This window comes from Asaia sp. Ae19-3, from assembly GCF_059801175.1.
Window position 1 is genome coordinate 143,317 of the sequence record NZ_JBCHWF010000001.1, and the last position, 19,491, is coordinate 162,807.

Consider the following 19,491-nt stretch of genomic DNA (forward strand, 5'->3'; position numbering starts at 1 on the left):
GGAAAGTCAGGCTGATGAATGCGACCGAACGGGGAATACGAGAGCAGTTTTCGTTCTGGAGGGCGCTGACCAGACCGCAATCCAGCCCGCAGACAGGGCAGATGCACGCCATTATCGGTTGTGGCACCTCCGTTCATATTGCCGACAGCATTGCCTGTGCCCTGAACGAGGCGGGTTTTCTGGCGCGCGCTATTCCGGGGAATGAATGGATACGTCGTGCCTCATCCTACGTGCCTTCAGGTACGAAAACGCAGCTTGTGGCGCTTTCCCGCAGTGGGGAATCAACCGAGACGGTTGCCGCTGCCGCAGCGGGGCTTGAGGCCGGTCACGAGGTTCTGGGCGTTACCTGCGCTGCCGGCAGTGCATTGACGAAAATGTCTTCTGAAGTGTTCGAGGCGGAGACCCACCCCGAGGAAGGCATTGTGATGACGGCATCGGCCAGTCTGATGCTGCTGGCGGGGCTTCGCTATGCCGGTCGCAAGATCGGTCCGGCCAGTATTGCTGCGGCCGAGGCCCTGCTTGAAGAGGCGGATACGCATCTCGTTGCCCTTTTGCGTGGGCGTTCGCATTTCGTGTTTCTGGGCGGTGGCGCGCTCTACGGTGTCGCTCGTGAGGGCGCACTGAAAATGCAGGAAATGAGCCTCAGTCAGAGCGAGGCCCATCATCCACTCGAATATCGCCATGGCCCCATCAGCCTGATCGACGAGCGGTCATTCGTCGTCATGCTCTATCATCCTGACACGCGTGAGGAAGAGGCCCTTGTGGCGCGCGATGTGATGGAGAAAGGCGCTGTCGTGCTGGGGCTCGGCGGTCCCGGCACAATCTCGCTGGCTGTCGAGGGCGATCACGGAGCAGAGCCTCTGATCTGTCTGCCTGTGTTGCAATTGCTTGGCGAGTATGTGGCACGCGCTCATGGGCTGGACACACTCGCCCCGCGCCATCTCACGAAAGTCGTGACGCTCAAGGGCTGAGCGGAAACTCTCGCAGCGGGGGCGGGTTGGAGGGGATCGAAAAATCGTCTTTCCCTTTCTGGAGCAGCGTGATGCGTCCCCCTGTCGCCTATGATGACTCACTCGAAAAGCTGCGTTCCGACGAAGAGGCTGTGAAGGCGGGGCTCAGGAAGAGCTTCCGCAAGATCATTACCGCAACAAGGCGCGATCTCGGCCATGCCTCCCGAGGGGTTCACGCGAAAAGCCATGCCCTGCTTGAAGGCACGCTTCATGTCAGGTCGGGTCTGCCGCCCGAACTCGCCCAGGGGCTTTTTGCCAGACCAGGCTCATACCGCATCACGGCCCGGCTTTCGGCCATTCCAGGCGACCCGCTGCGCGACGATGTTTCAGGGCCACGCGGGTTTGCGCTCAAGATCCATGACGTGCCCGGCGATCTGCTTGACGATACGCAGGGTGTTGCGGTGCAGGATTTCCTGTTTGCCAATGGTCCGGCCTTCGGGGCCCCCCATGCAGGGGTGTTTCTGAAAATGCTGCGTCTGCTCGCTCTGACGACCGACAGGGCAGAAGGGGCTAAGGCGCTGCTTTCGCGTGTCCTGCGGTTTGTGCAGGACGGCCTTGCGCGCTTTGCCCGACGTAGCGCGGCGCTGGATGCACTGGGCGGTTTTGCGCCGACGCATCCTCTTGGCGATCGCTTTCACTCCCAGGCGCCCTCGCGCTACGGCGATTACGTCGCGAAATTTGACATTGTTCCGGAGTCGGAAAGTTTCCGTCGTCTGACAGGGCGTCGCATCGATATTGATCATGACCCGATCGCGATACGGCGCGCTGTGGGGCGTGTTCTGGCTCAGGAGGGAGGAAGCATGAGCCTGCGCGTGCAGCTGTGTCGCGATCTTGCGACCCAGCCCATCGAGAATGCCCAGCTTGCCTGGAGTGAGGAGACAAGCCCGTTCCAATGCGTGGCCAGTCTCGATTTCCCGCCCCAGAAAAGCTGGAGTGAGGAGAGGTCACGGCAAGTCGATGACAGCCTGTCTTTTTCCCCTTGGCATGGTCTGGTGGCGCATCGGCCCCTCGGAAACATCATGCGTGCCCGCCGTGTCGCCTATCCATTTTCCGCGACGTTACGTGCCGGATTGAATGGCTGCCCTATGCGCCTTCTGCCAGAGAAGAACCGTCTTTAAAAGATGCAGGGGTTGCTCCGGCATTTTGTGCCGGGTAGCCCCGCTGCATCCCGCCACATAGAAGGGCGTGGCAAAGAATTAGAAAAGTAACCGTCAATCATGACAAAACATTTCATCCCTGAAGACTGGGAAATTGCTCTGCGGTCATAAATTGTCATATGATTGACTTATGTGCTCGTTTATAGCAGCGCGCAGTTAATTCACATCAGAGTTTTGTCTAACCTATGCGCGTGCGCCATTTCACGACCATGCTGCTGCTTTGCGGCACCGCGATCCCTGCTTCGGCCTTCGCTGCCAGCCAGTCGGACGACATCGCCGCCCTGCGTCGTGAAATGCTGGAAATGCGCGCGCAGATGCAGGGGCAGATTACCGATCTCAGGCACGAACTGGCGAAAGAGCGCGCCTTGCGCCGCAAATCGGAGCTGGCACAGGCGCAGCCCGCCCATGAGGCGACAGAGGGCGCAGCAGGCAGAACGCATGCGCCCCGTCATGCTGCCCCCACACCGGTCCATGCAACGCGTAGCGAGCCTGCAACCGCTGTGGCAAGCACCCGATCGGCACCCGGAGGAAAGCCTGCGACTGACGTGACAACGGTTCAGCCGCATACGGTGCCCTCGACATCGGGACCGGTGCAGTTGGTGTCGGCCTCGGTCAGGGACGCAGGCAAGCCGTCGAACCCGCAAGTTGCCTATGACACTCATCTCATCCCGCCGCCTGATCATGGCCTGAACATGTCTCTGGCCGATTTTCGTCGCGCCTCACGTTCGGCCGAGACGGTTGATATTGGCGGGATCAGGATCGGCTTTCCGGCCGGACGTCCGACCATCGCGTCAAGTGACGGGCTCTATGCCTTCTCGGTCGGTCTCGTCATGCATCTCGATCTTGGCGGGTTTCCGTCTTCGGGTGGCGCGGCACAGGGGCAGACGGGTCGTTTCCCGAAAATGAACGAGAATGCCCGTCGCCTGCGTCTGCCGCTGACATGGCGTTATGGCAATCTTCTGGCCAATCTCACCCCGGAATGGGGCCGTACGGTCGATGGAACGGCAGGGCTGTATGAGGCGAATATCGTCTATAGCGGCATCCATAATTCGCAATTCACTGTCGGCTATTATCAGCCGCGCGTGACCATGCAGGACTCGGAATCCTCCAACGGCTTCATCCTGATGGAGCGCGCATCGATTTCAGAAGTCGTGCGTCAGATCGCTGCGGGCGATACGAGGCTGAGTGTGGGAGGGCGCACGCATCAGAAACGCTGGTATCTGGGGGCTTATCTGACCGGCCAGACCTATGGCGACCGGACAGCCGACCCGACTGTCTCGGACAGCCAGATGGGCGGGCTTCTGCGCGTTGCCGGGCGGCCTGTCGCGACGGAGAATGTGGATCTGCATCTGGGCATCTCCTCCACAATGTCCTTCAAGCGTAACCAGACCGCGCAGGGGCGTGTGCTGTCGATCAGCGACCGTCCTGAAATCCGCCTGACCAATGAGCGTCTTGTGTCGAGTGGCACGATTGCCGATGTCGGCAAGGTCTGGGCTGTCGGGCCGGAAATAGCCCTGCGTTACGACAAGGCGGTGATTCAGGCCGAATATTATCATATCGGAGTAGACCGGAATGCCGACGCCCGCAGTAAAGGCCCGGCACCTAATCTCGGGTTCGATGGTTACTATGTCGCTGGCAGCTATACGCTGTTCGGCCAGCCACGCCGCTACAGCCCCAAGGATGCGGCGTTTTCCGCGCCAGCGCCAAAGGAAGATGTCGATTTCTGGAACAACCAGTGGGGTGCGCTCGAGCTGGTCGGACGCTGGAGCGTCATGGATTTCAACAGCGATATCATCAAGGATATGCCGGCCTCTGCCACGGGAGGCGTACGCGGGGGCGTGCAGACCGTTTGGGCGGGCGGGTTGAACTGGTACATCAACCGCCATTTCCGCATTCAGCTGCAATACAGCCATATCAACGCCACGCGTTCGCAGACGGTAGGCAGCGTCAATACCAAGGGCCGTTCGATTGATGCACTGGGCAGCCGTATTCAGGCTGCCTTCTGAGCCGGGGCATCGCGGAATTGATCCCGCGATGCAGTTCTAGCGCGTGGCGAGACTTGCTGCGATCTTGTCAGCCAGCTGCTCGAAAAGCTTCTGAAGCAGTGCCGCCTTGGCGGCATCGTCCGTCACGCTCCCCTGCACGCTGACGGAAGCGCGGCCCTGACGCGGCGGGCTGGTTTCGTCGCGGGGCAATTCGGTCCAAGAAGCGATCAGTGTGGCCTGACCTTGCTGAAGCAGGTCCATACGCTCGATGGTGATCCCAAGGCGTGACTCGGGCGTGTCGAGCGGCGGATAGGCCGTGACCATGCGTTGGGGCCAATCCTGCGACAGTCGTGCCACGATCAGATCGGTCGCGGATTGCGACAGGCGGCTCGCCCAGCGTCCATTGCTGCTGCGAACGAGACGACTGCCATCACGCACCAGGATATCCTGCGTATCGAGATAATCGGGCATCGACACACGCGGCACGTAGGTGACCGGCGCGTTTCTGGGGGCGAGCGTGATGTCGCTCGCAGTCGGGGCGATTGTGTAGAACTGGACCGGTGCCGAGGCGCAGCCCGAGAGCAGACCCAGAGCGAGCACGAAGAGAAGGGGGCGCGGGCTCATTGGCGGCGTCCTGTCAGCAGAAGTTGCGGATTGCGCTCGACGTCATTGGCAAAACCGCGCAGCGCGGCGGCGGCGGCGGCGATATCGCGCAGGCTCGACTCCAGATTGGCGCGGTCGATCGAGCGCGGAGACGTCATGCCCTGAAGATTCGCCATGGTCTTGTTGGCGTTGGCCATGGTGTCACGGCTGGTCTGGAGCAGGGTGTGCAGCTCCTGACCGCGCGCCGAAAGCTGATCGCTGCCGGTGGAGGCCAGACGATCGACACTCTGCAGCGTGTGCAGCAATTGCGGTTGAAGGGCCACGATCATGTCGTGGGCGGCATCGACCGTGGCGCGGCTGTGGTCTGATGTCTGCTGCACGCTGTCGACAAGTGCCGGCAGGCGCTGGTCGAGCGTATCGGCAAGGTGATGAATGACCGCAAGCGTGGCAGCAGCATCATCGCTGATCTGGCGCAGTGGCAGATGGGTCAGCGTATTGGTGATGGCCTGAATTGACGACTGACGCGTCGGAATCTCGATTTCGTTGGTCAGATTGGGATGAAGCACGGCCGGCGTTCCGGGAGAGACATCGAGATCGATCTGGGATGTGCCGGTCACGAAGCTCTTCAGATTCATTTCACCGCGCAATCCGTGCGCGACCAGATCGCGCAGATCGGGCAGGTGGCCATGTTTTTCGCCAGCGACCAGAATATCGTCACGGCGTACGGTCACATAGACCGGAATATAGGCCTCGCGTGTCTTGGGGTCGTATTCGATGGCGATGCGATCCACGGCCCCGACCTGAACCCCGCGGAAATTGACAGGGGCGCCGACCGAAAGCCCGTTTGTAGAGCCGCGGAAAATCAGCACGGCCCGATCTGTATGGGTGAAGGGGTGAAAATTACCGAAAAAGACGAAGGCGCCGACCATGAGCGTCAGCCCCCCCAGAACGAACGCACCGACAAGCGCCTGTCTGTTCATGATGCAGTTCCTTCTTCGTTTCGTTGTCTGTTCATGAAGGCATGAACCTGAGGGTCGGTGCAGTGATCGCGCAACTCGCGCGGCGAGCCAGAGGCGATGGGGCGCTTGGTGATGGCATCGAGAAAAATACCATCATCGGCAATGGTGAACAGGCTGGGCAATTCATGGCTGACAATCACAATGGTCGCACCGAGCCCATCGCGCAGATTGAGAATGAGGTCATCCAGCCTTGCAGAGGTAATGGGGTCGAGTCCTGCGGAAGGCTCATCGAAAAACAGGATATCCGGGTCGAGTGCCAGCGCGCGCGCGAGGCCGGCGCGCTTGCGCATGCCACCGCTGATTTCAGACGGGGTAAGGTCGATCGCATCCAGAAGCCCGACAAGCGCCAGCTTGAGTTCGACCAGTCGCCTGATGGCGCGCGGGCCGAGATTGGTGAACATCTGCAGTGGCAGGGCGACATTCTCGCCAACGGTCATTGAACTCCACAGCGCGCCGCTCTGGAACAGCACGCCAAAACGATGATTGAGTTCGGTGCGCTGTGCATCGGTGCCTGCCCAGTAATCCTGGGTGCCGACATGAAAACTGCCTGTTCTGGGGCGCAGCAGGCCGATCATGCTTTTGAGCAGGGTCGATTTGCCGCAGCCCGACCCGCCCATGACGGCGAAGATACTGCCACGTTTGACAGAAAGCGAGATGTCGGACTGGATCACTTTTGGCCCGAAAGCCAGAGTGACATCCTGCATGGTCATGATGGAATCCTGCGCCATGGCTCAGATCCCCACGCTATTGGCAATAATGGCAAACAGGGCGTCGAGTGCAATCACACCCACGATGCCGATCACGACGGCGTGAGTGGCGGCAATGCCGACATCAGCGGCAGAGCGCCCTGCCTTGAGGCCGATGCGGCAGCTGGTCAGTCCGATGAAGGCGCCAAAAACGATGCTCTTGATGAAGCCGAAGATGAACTGGCCGATACCGAAGGCAATGATGGTCTGATGAAAATAGCCCAGGCTCGTGATGTCGAGCATCGAGATGGCCACGATATAGCCGCCCAGCATGCCAATCAGACAGCCATAGAGATAGAGAAACGGCATGGTGAACACGAGCGACAAAACGGCAGGCAGAATGAGATAGGACGAGACCGATATGCCGAAAACCTTCAAGGCGTCGATTTCCTCATTGCCTTGCATGGTCGAGATGCGGGCGGCATAGGCCCCACCTGTGCGGCCCGCCATGATGATGGCGGTCATGACCGCAGCCATCTCACGCACCGTGGCAATGCCGACAAGGCTTGCCACATAGATGCCTGCGGCAAATTTCTGCAATTGTACCGCGCCGACGAAAGCCAGAATGGCCCCGACCAGAAAATTCACGACCCCGACAATCACGAGGGCGGACGGCCCGGCATTGTAGAGATCGCTCAGCAGATCGCTGCGTCTGAGGCCGGCCTTGCCGAAAAGCGAGCGATAGGCGGCCAGGCAGGTACGGCCGGCGAGCCCCGCCACGATGCCGATCTCTGCAAGGATGGCGATGGATCTGATGCCCACCCTTTCGAGAAAGGGAAGTTTTTTGCTGCGTGTCGGCAGAGCCGGGGCTGCCCTGTCTGGCAGGAGGTTGAGCAATTGCTGCATCGGATGCGGCAATGAGCCGATATCGAAGACCTTGCCTGACTCGTCGCAGGCGCGTCTGACATCCCACAGGAAGGCAATCAGCCCCGTGTCCCAGTTGGACACATTCCGCGTATCGCAGGTGAGCGAGGCGCCGACGCTGGCGATATCACCGGAGAACTGGGGAAGTGTCGCGTCATGGCTCAGCCATGATCCGGACAGGACAAGGCAGGAAACGCCTTTGCTGGCATCCATACGCCAGTCCGGCGGCGTGTCAGAGGCCGCGGCGCCATGAGAAGCTGGGATCTCTGTCAGGACCATGAAGGAGGCTTTGCGTGCGATGCGGTCATGTTCGTGTATTCTGATCGCATGCGCAGGGTCTGGCAAGAATGAGCCCCCTCGACAGGGGGTATTCACGCAAGCTTTGATCGCAACAGCTCGGAATGTCGTCCAGATCGAGCCCGGTTGCAGTCAATGATGCCAGTCTGTGTGCCTCGCTCCAGGTCAGGAGGCGCGCGAGTTAGTGTGTCTCGAGATAGAACTCGACTGGCACAGTCAGGGTAAGCGTGGCTCCCTCGATCGTATCGGGTGGCTCGGGCAAGGGCTCGGCGCGGCGGATGAGAGCCAGTGTCTCCTCATCGAGAAGCGTGTAGCCCGTGGGGCGCACGATAAAGGCGGCCAAAACATGGCCCTTGCGGTCCATGGTAAAGCGCAGCATCGGCGAACCTTCCTGATGCTCGGCCTGTGCCTGGGGCGGGTAGCGCTTGAACCGCTCCAGACGCGCCAGAAGCTTGCCTTGCCAGCTTTCCTTGGCCTGAGAGGCCTCGCGCGACGACGGAGCTCCCTTGGCATTGGTGGCCGAAACCGTCGAGGGCGGCGCATCCGAAGGCGGGGGTGCCGTGTCGGCAGTCGACTGGGTAGGGATTGGCGGCGGCAGATGCTTTGGCATAGGCGGTGAGGGAGCCACCTTGCGATGCACTGGCACGACCTTGATCTTTTGTGGAACCGGTACGGGCGGCAGAGGTGCCGGGGAAGGCGGGGCCATCACCTCAGGTGGTTTCTCCGGTGCCGGGGGCTCGGGGGTCGCCATCTGCGGGGGGCCGGGCGGGCGTTCCTGCGGTGGGGCAGGCACACTGGCGGGTTCAGGCGCGAGATCGATCGCAATGGCCGCGGGTGGTGGCGAGTAAGGGGGTGGAGAACTTGACGGGACCATTGCCACCAGACCCAGCGCCAGCCCTGCCACCAGCGCGACGGTGGCAGCCGAATAGCCTCCGCAGCGACGGCGCAATGCGGCCTCGCGTTGCAGATGCATCTGATAGGCCTGCCGGAACGGCATGATGGCTGCGTGCCCTGAGGCGGTCAGGGCAGGGGAAGCGGCAGGGCTTGCAGGCAGGGAGGGACGCAGATCGCGAGCCGTCACGGTTCGTCACCCTCCTCCTGGCCTTGCAGATTGACCAGTGCGACCTTGAGGAAACCGGATTTACGCAGGAGATCCATGGCCTTCATGAGCGTCTCGTAATCGACGGTCTTGTCTGCGCGCAGGAAGATGCGCTCATCCTTATGGCCGTTGGTGAGAGCCATGAGTCTGGCGGGCAGCGCGTCATTGCTGACATCGTCTTCACCCAAGGCAAGGCTGTGATCGGCCTTGACGGTGACGAAGATCGGGTTGGCCGGGCGCGGGGCGGGCTTCTGCGTGGAAGAAGGCAGATCGACCGGCACGTTCACGGTGCTGAGGGGCGCCGTCACCATGAAAATGACCAGCAGTACGAGCATGACGTCAATCAGAGGCGTGACGTTCAGCTCATGGGCATCGAGTGCGGTGTCATCCGCATGGCGCATACGCAGGGCCATGATCAGCGACCGGCCTGCTCGGCGCGCGGCGTGGCAAAGCGCAGCACCTGTGCGCCGTGGCTCTGCACATGAAGCCGGCTCAGATCGCGGGAGACAAGGCGCAGGATGAGCGCGGTAAGGTCACCCACCTGGGCCTTGCAGCCAAGGCACTGGCGGGAGAGATAATTATAGATGACGACGGCCGGAATGGCTGCGACGAGTCCGAGCGCTGTCGCCAGAAGGGCCTCTGCGATGCCCGGAGCCACCACGGCAAGGCTCGTGGCCTTGGTGGCCGCAATGCCGGTGAAGGAGGTCATGATGCCCCAGACTGTGCCGAACAGACCGATGAACGGTGCCGTCGCACCAATCGTGGCCAGAATGCCCGTGCCGCGCATGAGGCGTCGGCCCTCGGCAGATTCCAGACGTTCGAGATGCAGCATGATGCGCTCTTTCAGACCCTCGCGGTCTTCGAGCACATCGGCAGAACGCGTCCACTCATTCGACGCCGCGCTCAGCAGCGCCTTGGCGATGCCGATATCGGGGCAGAGCGTATGGGCGGCTTCAAGCGATGAGGCGTCTTCGAGCGTGATTTCGGTTCTGGTAAGCGCAGCTCTGACGCGGATCATCTCGACAACCTTGGCCGCAAAAACCGCCCAGCTGACCACGCAGGCCGCAATCAGCAGCAGCATCACACAGCGCACGACAAGACCGGCGCCGAGAAACATCTCCCACGGCGTGAACGGAAGTGAGGCGAGATCGCCGACGGGCGTAGCCATGGGGCTCTCCTGTTTTTTCTGGTGCCGCAACCCGCCTGCGGGCGCTTTCAGTTCTTGTTACCGGGTGTAACCGTGCGGTCCTGATGTGTTAATCAGATTCATTCTCAATTACAAGAACTCGATTCCGAAGGAGAGCGTCCATGCTGGTTCATATTCCCAACGTCCTGACCGCAGACGAACTGCGCTATTGCCGTGAGACGCTCGAACGGGCGGCATGGCTTGATGGCAAGGTGACAGCGGGCCAGCAATCGGCAAAGGCCAAGAATAACCTGCAGGTGCCACAGGATTCGGCGGAGTCTCGCGAACTGGGTGAAATTGTCCTGCGTGCGCTGGGTCGTAACCCGACCTTCAACAGTGCGGCCCTGCCGCTGCGCGTTTTCCCGCCGCTCTTCAACCGCTATGACATCGGCATGAAGTTCGGCGCTCATGTCGACAATGCGATCCGCCCCATCCCGGATAGCGGTTTTCGTATTCGCACCGATGTTTCCTCGACGCTCTTCATCACCGGTCCCGATGAATATGATGGCGGTGAACTGGTCATTCAGGACACGTATGGCGAGCAGCGCGTCAAGCTGCCCGCGGGCGACATGGTCGTCTATCCCTCGACCAGCCTGCACAGCGTCAGCGAGGTGACACGAGGCAGCCGCTGGGCGTCGTTCTTCTGGAGCCAGTCCATGGTGCGTGACGACACGAAGCGCGCGCTGCTTTATGATTTCGATCGCTCGATCATCGAAACACGCAAGACTCTGCCTGACGATCATCCCGGCGTTCTGGGGCTGACCTCGACCTATCATAACCTGCTGCGTCAATGGGCCGAGCTGTAAGGCCAAAGATTAATCCATTCCAGGCTGGCATCGCGGCAGGGCTTGGCTCTATGCCGGGCTCTGACTTTCCGATTTCAGAGTACCTGCCATGTCTGTTTCCTGTTCTGGCATCCGGCTTCGGCACGGTTTTCTGGCCCTGCCATTCTGCCTGGTGCTTCTGCCACTGCCGTTTCTCTACGGCGCGTCCCTGCGTGTCATGGGGGTGCCGCTTCCGCTGGTCTGGCTTTTCGCCTGCCTGCCCCTGACGACACTCTGTCTCGCACTGGCCGTCAGGCCGGGTGAGCGAGAGACCGATCGATGATGCTGAGTGCCTTTCTGGCCGTTCTGGTGCTTGCACTCGCCCTTTCTCTCCTTTCAGGGCGGGGGGAGGCAGGTCAGGACCCGAAGCGTTTTTTTGCGGCACGCGGACAGTTCGGGGCGGTCCTGTTCTTTCTGCTATCGGTTGGCGAGACCTATTCCATCGGCTCGGTTCTCGGGTTTCCGGGGGGTATCGCTGCCAGTGGTTCGATCGACGTCGCGCTGTGGTTTGTTGGCTATATCCTGCTTGCCTTTCCTGTCGGCACAATACTTTATCCAAGGCTCTGGCAGCTCGGGCAGCGTTTTGGCGCGATTACCCTGCCCGATCTCCTGGGGGGATATTTCGATAGTCGTCTGGTCTCCTGTGTGAGCGGAAGCGTTCTGGTGGTTCTGATGCTTCCGCTCGGTACCATGCAGTTCATCGGGCTCGGTGCCGTGTTTTCCGCGCTCGCCCTGCCTGTCTCGACAGTCGTTCTGTCTTCTCTGGCGGCCCTGCTGGCTTTTCTGTTTGTCGCAAGTGCCGGGTTGCGCGGTACGGCGCTGACGGCGGCTCTCAAGGATTCACTGATCCTGATTGCCATATTCTGCGTTGCGCTGGGGGCTGTGTTTCACTGGTCGGATGGGGCAAAGACGCCGCTCACTGCAGTGCTTCATGGTGCAGGCGGGCGCCCCGCATCCTCCTGCACCATGATCATCACGACCATTCTGACACAGGCGGTTGGTTTCTGCATTGCACCGCAGACAGCGGCAGCGGTCTTTTCGGCACGCAGTCCTGCGACGATCAGACGTGCCCAGATCTGGATGCCGCTCTACATGGTGCTGTTTCCCCTGCTCGCGGTCGTGGCCTTTTACGGGCTGACCCATCCTTCTGTCATGACGCACCCTGACAGGGTGTTTCTCTCTGTGGCCGCGGCCCTCCTTCCCCCCTGGATGGCAGGTCTGGTTGCCGGGGCCGTTGCCCTTACGGCCCTTGTCTGGCTTGGGGCTGTCTGTCTGAGCCTCGCCGCCATCGTGACACGCTCGATCGTGCCGCATGTGCCGCCCACTGCCCAGAAACGAATGGGGCTCGGGATCATTATCGCCTATCTGGCCCTGTCGGTGATTACTGCCGCCGTGCAGACGACGCTGATCGTCACACTGAACCGTCTGTTCTATGTCGGGCTGGTGCAGCTCCTGCCAGCGGTGCTGCTCTGTGTTTGCGGCTATCGCGTTACCCCGTCCCGTCTGCTGACGGGGCTCGCTGCCGGTCTGGTGACAGGGGCAGGATTGTTTCTGTCAGGCGTGCCTCTGGGTGGCGTCAGCGCCGCTCTGCCAGGACTTGCCGTCAATCTTCTGGTTCTGCTTCAGGGTGGAAGACCTGTCAGAGACAGCGTCTCAGGGGCGAATACGCGAGAAGGCGATTTGTGCCACGCCAGCAGCGAAGAGCGTTGAGAGAGACAGCACAAAAAACGAGAATGCCGGGGGAATGACGTAATGCCCGCTGAGCGCGCCTCTCATGCCATCAATGCCGTAGGTAAGCGGATTGCAGAAGGCCATCACCCTGATTGCGCCTGATTGCCCTTCGAGAGGAAAGACAGCGCCCGAGAGGTAGAAAACAGGCGTGATAATGAAATTCACGATCTGCGAGAAGCTCTGGGCATCGCTCATTACCGACCCCAGTATCGAGCCGAAAAAAGCGCAGAGCACTGCTATCAGCAAGGCGAAGAGGAGAAAAAGGGTAAGGGCTCCGAGGGCGGGCAGAGAGGCGCTGAAAATAAGGCAGATCGCCCCGACGATTATCGCCTGAATCATCGCCACGCTTGCAACGCCCAGTGCCCGCCCAAGCAGGATCCAGTGTCTCGAAACAGGGGCGACGAGCGTCTCCTTGATGAAGCCGAACTGTCTGTCCCAGAGCAGGTCGGCGCCTGAATAGACCGCATTGAACAAGATCCCCGCTCCAATGACGCCCGGTGCAAGAAAGGCGAAATAATCGCCTTCTCCTGCCTTGCGGAAAACCGGGGCAAAGCCCAGCCCCAGCGCAATCAGGAACAGGAAAGGCTGTGACAGGGCGGAAAACACCCGACCGCGCGCGCGCAGGAAACCCCTGACCTGTCTCAGCCAGAGAGAGAAAAGGACATCGATCATCCGGCTGTCTCGTCGTCGGCTGCCCCGTCTTCGGCTGTGAGCGACAGAAAACTGTCTTCCAGAGAGGCATGTGCGGTGTGGCTGATAATCGCAGCGACAGCGCCTTGCGTCACGATCCGTCCTTTCTTGATGACGGCAACACTCTGGGCGTAACGCTCGACCTCATCCAGATAATGGCTCGTCAGAAAAATGGTCGTGCCATGGCGCGCTTGCAGAAGCTGAAGATGGTCCCACAGAACGCGTCGGCTTTGTGGATCGAGCCCCAGTGTCGGCTCGTCCAGAAAGATCAATGCCGGTTGATGGAGCAGAGCGCGTGCAATCTCGACCCGTCTTTTCAGCCCGCCGCTCAGTGTGCTGACGATGCTGTCGCGTCGATCCGTGAGTGCGAACAGGGCCAGCACATGGGCGATGCGTTCCGGCCTTAGGGCGCGCGGAATACGATAGAACGCGCAGTGCATCCAGAGATTTTCCTGAACCGTCATGGCCGGGTCGAGCGTGCAATCCTGAAACACCACGCCAAAATGGCGACGGGCCTCCATTGGGTCAGTGGCCAGATCGACGCCATTCATGAGGATACGCCCCTCATCGGGTGGAAGCAGGGTCGTCAGCATCTTGATGGTGGTGGTTTTCCCAGCGCCATTGGGGCCAAGAAAGGCGAAGATCTCGCCTGCGCTGACCGAAAACGAGAGACCATCGACCACTCGCTTGCCAGCATATTTCTTGGCCAGATCCTGTACGGCAATGACGGGGCAGGGCGCTTGCGGAGATGTCTGGCTCACGCTGCTCCTTCTGCCTCCGCAGACCTGTCCGAAGGGTTTTTCTCACCGAGAAGGCCCCAGTCCGAGAGTGTCTCTATCGCACGATCAACGCCATGTTCGGCGTTGATCAGCGAGCCGAGCGCATGGGCGGCTGTGGTAATCCTGAGCGAGCCTGCCCGCCCGATAGCCAACGCGAGCGTCTCTGGTGTGAGGTGTTTGCGGGAAAGGATCGTCGGGCTAATGCCAATCTCGTGCAGGCGCCAGCTCCAGTAAAACTGATCCGCCAGAAACGGAATCACGATCTGCGGCAGACCAGCGCGTGCCGCTGCGGCCACCGTGCCCGCGCCGCCGTGATGAACGGCCATGGACATGCGCGGAAAGAGCCAGTCATGGGGTGCATGGTCAATGAAGAAGAGGCCGTCTTCCTCGTGACCGGCCTGATTTTTCAGAGCGCCCCACCCAGTTGCTATGACGGCGCGCCTGCCCGTCAGACGCAGGGCCTTGAGGATGAGCTGGGTGAACGCCTTGGGATTGCCGCACATCATGCTCCCGAAACCGACATAAAGGGGCTTTGGCCCCGCGGCGAGAAAGGCTTCCAGCGCGGGTGGGGGAACCCAGTCGTTTTTCTGGTCGTAGAACCAGTTTCCCGTAACAGTGATCCGGTCTTTCGGCCAGTCCGGAGGTTGCGGTTGCAGGTAGCGGCTGAAAGCGTAGAGCAGACAGCGCCTCGACCCGTTGGCGTCCTTTTCCGACCAGGGGCCAGCCCATGCTATCGGGGGCAAAGCCAGTTCACGCCGCATGATTGCGATGGGCCGGGACATGAACCGCCAGATCAGCACCCTTGCGCAATGGGTCAGGGCGAGATTGAGCACCCCTGGCAGACGAAAACGTGGATTAGGCCAGAGCGGCGGTACGTTTCGTGAGGGGGTCATGGGCATGAACTGCGCCTGAACGAAAGGGAGTCCGCGTTTCTCGGCGATAGAGGCGCCAAGCGCTGTTCCCGAACCGGAGCCGATAATCAGATCGGCGTCCTTCGTGGCTTCGAGCGCCTGATTCACCCATAGAGGCATCCAGTCGCAGAGCGCTCTGCTCATCTGGCGACCGATGCGTAGCTGGTTTCCCTTGTCCATGGCAGCGTGTTCCTGCGCCATGAGATCTGCAAAATCGGACGCGATCGGGGCGAAGGAGAGCCCGCCGCCCAGAATGAGCGACTTGTGCCGTTCCGATGTGACGATGCACACGTCATGGCCATGGGCGACGAGCCCCTGACCCAGAGCGACGAAAGGGCGGGCATCGCCCTGGGTACCGATGGTGAAGATCACGATTTTCATGGGCTGGCTCGGTACAATTTCAGGCGGCAGACAGGTCGGCACAAACAGGCTGGCCAAAGGCCGGGTGGCTCCTGATCAGGCGCGCTACCATTTCAACATGACCGGGTAGCAGCATATCTCCATGACGACAGGGCAGATCATGAACCGTGATGCGGCCAGAACTATAATTGGCCCAGGACAGAGGGTCGTCAGTCACGCTGATCTGGTCCGTCATGTCGCCCTTGTTTGCAGCGCGCAGGAACAGGATATCCGTCTCTCCATGGGTTGGGCGGTGGGTCGTGAGCATCTCGATATTGCGTCTGGTGACGAGGCGCAGCTTTTCGGCGAGCCCCATCAGATCGCCGAGATCCTGTGTCGGCAGGTCAGGGAGCAGCGTCGTATCAAGTGTTGCCAGAAAAAGATCGGCCAGCGCCTCCAGTGTCGGGGGGAGAGGCGTCTCATTATCCAGCGGCATGTTCAGAAAACCCAGAGCCGCCCGTATGGCCTGCGGACTGTCAGGGTCATCAAGCGGCCCGCCCGAGGCGCCTCGATGGGAGCAGCCGGGTTCCGTCAGGGTTGGATAGGAGTCCAGCATCGCCAGCAAGGCGACGTCTTGACCCTCGCGGCGGAAAGCGGCGGCAATTTCATGAGCAATGACCCCGCCCATTGACCATCCAAGCAGATGATACGGCCCGTGCGGCTGGATGGCCCGGATCTCCTGCACATAATGGGCTGTCAGCTCGTTGAGCGTGCGCGGCGGATTGGCGCCAAGCAGCAGCCCGGCATCCTGAAGGCCATAGACCGGGCGTGTGTCAGGCAGGAGCGGTGCAAGCGTGTTGAAACTCCAGCTCATGCCAATGACCGGATGCACGCAGAAGAGAGGCGCTTCGCTTCCGTGGGGCCTGATGGCAAGACGTGTGGCGAGCGGATCGCAGGTGATCGGACCGCCTTCGAAAAGCGGTGCAAGAAGGGTGATGGTCGGGGCCGCGAAGATCTGCCCGACCGGCAAGGCGTATCCCTGCTCGGAAAGGAGGGAGATCATTTGCACGACCATGATGCTGTCGCCACCCAGATCGAAGAAACTGGCATGGATATCGATCTTTTCGAGTCCGAGCAGGTCGCTCCAGAGCGCCGCAAGCATTTTCTCTGCCGGTGTGCTGGCATAAACAGCATCGGTTGCGATCGTGTCTTCTTTCATGGCGCGCAGGGCGGCGCGGTCGAGCTTGCCGCTTGTCAGACGCGGAAGGGCGTCTACACACACGATACGGACCGGGATCATCTGAGGGGGGAGCAGCCCTAGCAGGGTGCGTCTTATCTGGGCTGCGTCGAGCTTGGCACCTTCTGTTGCGGGTACGAGATAGGCCGCCAGAAGAGGCTGATCCCGTGTCGCTGTTTCCTCGATCATGACGGCAGCCTGCAGGATCTCCGGCAGGCTGAGCAAAGTGCTCTCTATCTCGCCGGGTTCGATCCTCATGCCGCGTATCTTGATCTGACAATCGGCACGACCAAAAATGCCGAGCACGCCCTCTGAATCGATGGCAGCACGATCGCCCGTGCGATAAGCCAGAGCTCCGGGGTTGCCCTCCGGATCGGGTATGAAGCGGCTCTCTGTCAACTCGGGGCGATTGAGATAGCCGCTCGCCACGCCGTCACCGGCAATGACCAGTTCACCGACAACGCCATCCGGCAATGTTTGGCCGAACGGGTCGACCACATAGAGGCGGGTATTGGCCAAAGGCAATCCGGCTGGCGGAGAGTCAGGCTCGTCTGCCGTCAGGCAGCAGGCCGTTGACCAGATCGTGGTTTCGGTGGGGCCATAGAGATTATAGACCGCCCGTCCGAGATGGCCCATTTGTCGCGCCATATGGGCGGGCATGGCCTCGCCACCGCTCAGAAGAAGCAGACCACGCAGGCTGCTGCTTTCTGCCGTGCCGAGCAAGGTCTGCCATAAGGTGGGTGTGGCCTGCAGCGCCGTCACGTCATGCTGGCGGATCAGTGTGCAAAGGCGTCCGGGATCTCGCACGTCTTCTGGTGTCGCAATAACGCAGCGACTGCCTGAGACGAGCGGCAGGAGCATTTCGAGTATAGCGATATCGAAAGTCCAGGCGGTGACAGCCAGAAGCGTTTCCCGCTCTGAAAAAACCAGAATGTCGCGAATGCTGTGCAGAAAATTCAGAAGGGCCTTTCGGGGGATGATGACGCCCTTGGGGCGCCCCGTCGTGCCCGATGTATAGGTGACATAGGCTGTATCCTCAGGGAGACGCGACGCAGATAGGGGGGCAAATCCGGCTTGCGGCGCGGCAGGAGCGAGCGGTCGAAGCACCAGTGTCGCCGCGTCCATCTGCCAGGCCTCGTGGCCGCAGGCCCAGCCGATATGATCCGCGTCTGGCAGGATCACCAGGGTCGGACAGGCATCTTCCAGGATCAGCCGGGCGCGAGGCTGAGGGGCGTCGACATCGATCGGCAGCCAGGCCGCGCCGGTTGCGGCCACCGCAGCCACGCAGAGAAGCATGCGTCTGTCTCTTGGCAGGGCAAGGGCGACAAGCGTGCCGGGTCGCGCGCCTGCCGCACGGAGTTGCATTGTCAGTTGATGCTGATGCCTCTGGAAATCGTCTCGTGTCAGAGCGCCTCTATGGTCCTGCACCACCTTATCCGGGCCGGTCCCTATGCCTGAGGCGATGAGTGCCGACAGGGTGATATCGGGCCAGACCCGCCTTGTTGCAGCGTTGCGTACGCCCTGAGCGTGCCGGGCTTCTGAAGTAAGGAGTGGAATAGAGCGGAGCGGCGTTTCCGGTGAGGCAAGAAGCTGATCGGTCAGAGTCAGGATGCGCGCCAGATGGGCGTCAAGTTCATCGGCGGTGTAGAGCGCCGGATTGGCATCGCATTGGATACAGAGACCGCCTCCGTCGCATCGGTCGAACACGAAGAGGGTCAGATCCTCCATGGCGCCGTTGCTGAGATTTTCATTGCGTGAATGGACCGGCCCAAAAGAGAGATTATAGTCGAAAGGCTCGATATTGATCCCGATCCGGCTGATCTGAGTGGTATTGTTGAACATACCCAGATCGCGGCGCATATCTTCATAACGATATTGCTGGTGACGCAGGGCGCTGCGCATGGCGCGACGGGATTTGATAATCAGCTCGGCAAAGCTCGTTTCGGGCGACATCATGAAACGCAGCGCAACGGCATTGGCGACCATGCCCGGCGTCTGGCGCAGAAGGCGGTTGGCTCGTGCACTGACCGGCATGCCCACAACGAGATCCGACTGTCCGGTGAGACGATGCAGATAGCTGACGAGAAGGGCAGTCAGGGTCTGGGGAAGGCTCGACTCATATGTGCGGCCAAGCGCCCTGAGTGCCTCAGCGCGCGCTTCGCAAAGTGTGGCCGCACGCGTTATCGCGCCGCCAAAATCACCGGTGGTTACCCGGTGGGGCCTGAGCGAGAGCGATACCGGCTCGGGCGTATCCTGAAGGGTCTCACGCCAGTACGCCTTGTCGATCTCGAAACGGGGCGAGGCCCGATAGGCTTCCTCCTGTTCGTGAAGGGTTGCAAGGGAGAGAAAGCCGGGGGCTGGCGCGTCGCGCCCCTCGGTCAGGGCCGTATAGAGCGCAGCAACACGGCTCACGATCATGCCGCCGGAAAAACCATCAAGAATAGCGTGATGGCAGCAGTGAAACCAGATCCAGTGCGTTGAGGCGACACGGAGAAGGGCATTCTGCCAGAGTGGGTCCCGCTCCAGATCGAGAGGAGCCTGAATGCGTTCCTGCATCCATCTGCGGGCGAAGAGAGATGGGTCGGCCTCGTCGCGACAATCGATGACAGGACATTCAGGCAATGATGGTGGTCGGATTGCGTAGACCGGTCCGTCATCTGTTCTGATAATGGCTGTGCGCAGTGTTTCTGCCTCGGTCTGTACAGAGGTCAGAGCTTTCCTGAAGAGAGACTCATCTACAATCCCGTGCAGATGGATAGCCTCGGCAATATTCAGGCTCGAGCCCTTGGGTGCAAGAAATTGGGTCATCCAGAGGCCGCGCTGGGCGGTGGTCAATGGCAGCATCACAGCGCGGTATTCCTGCAGATTGTATCCGGAGGCGGCTCCTGTTGCGTGGTGCGGCATACCGGATTGTTTCTTGTTGTTTTGCTTCTTTTTTCTCTTAAGAAACGATTTCTAATAACATAAATTCACCTGCTAATTCAGTAAACAGTTCAAAATTATTGTTTATAAAT

General features: G+C 60.6%; 17 protein-coding genes. 6 read left to right on the forward strand and 11 right to left on the reverse strand.

What is annotated here, in order from left to right; genetic code table 11:
• Positions 1 to 14 precede the first annotated feature (14 nt).
• The 3 genes from AAID99_RS00610 to AAID99_RS00620 all read left to right on the forward strand — a co-directional run bounded on the left by AAID99_RS00610 (position 15) and on the right by AAID99_RS00620 (position 4,173).
• Positions 15 to 971: an SIS domain-containing protein gene (locus AAID99_RS00610; RefSeq protein WP_498492728.1), complete on the forward strand. Its 957-nt coding sequence runs from the start codon at positions 15 to 17 to the stop codon at positions 969 to 971.
• Between the two features lie 71 nt (positions 972 to 1,042).
• Positions 1,043 to 2,128: a catalase family protein gene (locus AAID99_RS00615; protein ID WP_498492730.1), complete on the forward strand. Its 1,086-nt coding sequence runs from the start codon at positions 1,043 to 1,045 to the stop codon at positions 2,126 to 2,128.
• A gap of 224 nt (positions 2,129 to 2,352) precedes the next feature.
• Positions 2,353 to 4,173, forward strand: coding sequence for an OprO/OprP family phosphate-selective porin (locus AAID99_RS00620; RefSeq protein ID WP_498492732.1), 1,821 nt, complete (start codon positions 2,353 to 2,355; stop codon positions 4,171 to 4,173).
• 36 nt (positions 4,174 to 4,209) lie between these two features.
• Here AAID99_RS00620 and AAID99_RS00625 read toward each other — a convergent pair whose 3' ends face one another.
• From AAID99_RS00625 to exbB, 7 genes are all read right to left on the reverse strand, one after another.
• On the reverse strand, positions 4,210 to 4,776 hold the full coding sequence (locus AAID99_RS00625) for a PqiC family protein (RefSeq protein ID WP_188424617.1): 567 nt from the start codon (positions 4,774 to 4,776) through the stop codon (positions 4,210 to 4,212).
• Positions 4,773 to 5,735: an MlaD family protein gene (locus AAID99_RS00630; protein ID WP_498492734.1), complete on the reverse strand. Its 963-nt coding sequence runs from the start codon at positions 5,733 to 5,735 to the stop codon at positions 4,773 to 4,775. The genes AAID99_RS00625 and AAID99_RS00630 overlap by 4 nt, the downstream gene beginning before the upstream one ends.
• On the reverse strand, positions 5,732 to 6,502 hold the full coding sequence (locus AAID99_RS00635) for an ABC transporter ATP-binding protein (protein ID WP_188424628.1): 771 nt from the start codon (positions 6,500 to 6,502) through the stop codon (positions 5,732 to 5,734). Before AAID99_RS00635 ends, AAID99_RS00630 begins: the two co-directional genes overlap by 4 nt.
• A gap of 3 nt (positions 6,503 to 6,505) precedes the next feature.
• Positions 6,506 to 7,663: an MlaE family ABC transporter permease gene (locus AAID99_RS00640; protein ID WP_229719459.1), complete on the reverse strand. Its 1,158-nt coding sequence runs from the start codon at positions 7,661 to 7,663 to the stop codon at positions 6,506 to 6,508.
• A gap of 199 nt (positions 7,664 to 7,862) precedes the next feature.
• Positions 7,863 to 8,762, reverse strand: a complete 900-nt coding sequence (locus AAID99_RS00645) for an energy transducer TonB family protein (RefSeq protein ID WP_498492736.1) — start codon at positions 8,760 to 8,762, stop codon at positions 7,863 to 7,865.
• Positions 8,759 to 9,193 carry a TonB system transport protein ExbD gene (exbD, locus tag AAID99_RS00650; RefSeq protein WP_188424630.1) on the reverse strand — a complete coding sequence of 145 codons (435 nt, stop codon included), beginning with the start codon at positions 9,191 to 9,193 and terminating at the stop codon, positions 8,759 to 8,761. Before exbD ends, AAID99_RS00645 begins: the two co-directional genes overlap by 4 nt.
• Positions 9,194 to 9,195: 2 nt before the next feature.
• A complete protein-coding gene (gene exbB / locus AAID99_RS00655) occupies positions 9,196 to 9,948 on the reverse strand; it encodes a tonB-system energizer ExbB (RefSeq protein ID WP_229719461.1) in 753 nt (250 codons plus the stop codon).
• 140 nt (positions 9,949 to 10,088) lie between these two features.
• On the opposite strand from exbB, the gene AAID99_RS00660 reads away from it, so the two are divergent.
• The 3 genes from AAID99_RS00660 (at position 10,089) to AAID99_RS00670 (ending at position 12,500) form a co-directional block, all read left to right on the forward strand.
• Positions 10,089 to 10,772, forward strand: coding sequence for a Fe2+-dependent dioxygenase (locus tag AAID99_RS00660; protein ID WP_188424632.1), 684 nt, complete (start codon positions 10,089 to 10,091; stop codon positions 10,770 to 10,772).
• Positions 10,773 to 10,860: 88 nt separating this feature from the next.
• Positions 10,861 to 11,073 carry a DUF3311 domain-containing protein gene (locus AAID99_RS00665; RefSeq protein WP_498492740.1) on the forward strand — a complete coding sequence of 71 codons (213 nt, stop codon included), beginning with the start codon at positions 10,861 to 10,863 and terminating at the stop codon, positions 11,071 to 11,073.
• A complete protein-coding gene (locus AAID99_RS00670) occupies positions 11,070 to 12,500 on the forward strand; it encodes a sodium:solute symporter family protein (RefSeq protein WP_498492742.1) in 1,431 nt (476 codons plus the stop codon). The genes AAID99_RS00665 and AAID99_RS00670 overlap by 4 nt, the downstream gene beginning before the upstream one ends.
• Here the strand turns inward: AAID99_RS00670 and AAID99_RS00675 are convergent.
• Genes AAID99_RS00675 through AAID99_RS00690 form a run of 4 tightly spaced genes read right to left on the reverse strand, consistent with a single transcriptional unit; the run spans position 12,444 to position 19,321 of the window.
• The gene (locus tag AAID99_RS00675) at positions 12,444 to 13,193 is read right to left on the reverse strand and encodes an ABC transporter permease (protein WP_498492743.1); all 750 of its coding nucleotides are present in this window, start codon (positions 13,191 to 13,193) and stop codon (positions 12,444 to 12,446) included. The genes AAID99_RS00670 and AAID99_RS00675 overlap by 57 nt on opposite strands.
• Positions 13,190 to 13,972, reverse strand: coding sequence for an ABC transporter ATP-binding protein (locus AAID99_RS00680; protein WP_498492745.1), 783 nt, complete (start codon positions 13,970 to 13,972; stop codon positions 13,190 to 13,192). Before AAID99_RS00680 ends, AAID99_RS00675 begins: the two co-directional genes overlap by 4 nt.
• On the reverse strand, positions 13,969 to 15,339 hold the full coding sequence (locus AAID99_RS00685; RefSeq protein WP_498492746.1) for a glycosyltransferase: 1,371 nt from the start codon (positions 15,337 to 15,339) through the stop codon (positions 13,969 to 13,971). The genes AAID99_RS00680 and AAID99_RS00685 overlap by 4 nt, the downstream gene beginning before the upstream one ends.
• Positions 15,302 to 19,321: an amino acid adenylation domain-containing protein gene (locus tag AAID99_RS00690; protein WP_498492748.1), complete on the reverse strand. Its 4,020-nt coding sequence runs from the start codon at positions 19,319 to 19,321 to the stop codon at positions 15,302 to 15,304. Before AAID99_RS00690 ends, AAID99_RS00685 begins: the two co-directional genes overlap by 38 nt.
• Positions 19,322 to 19,491 lie beyond the last annotated feature (170 nt).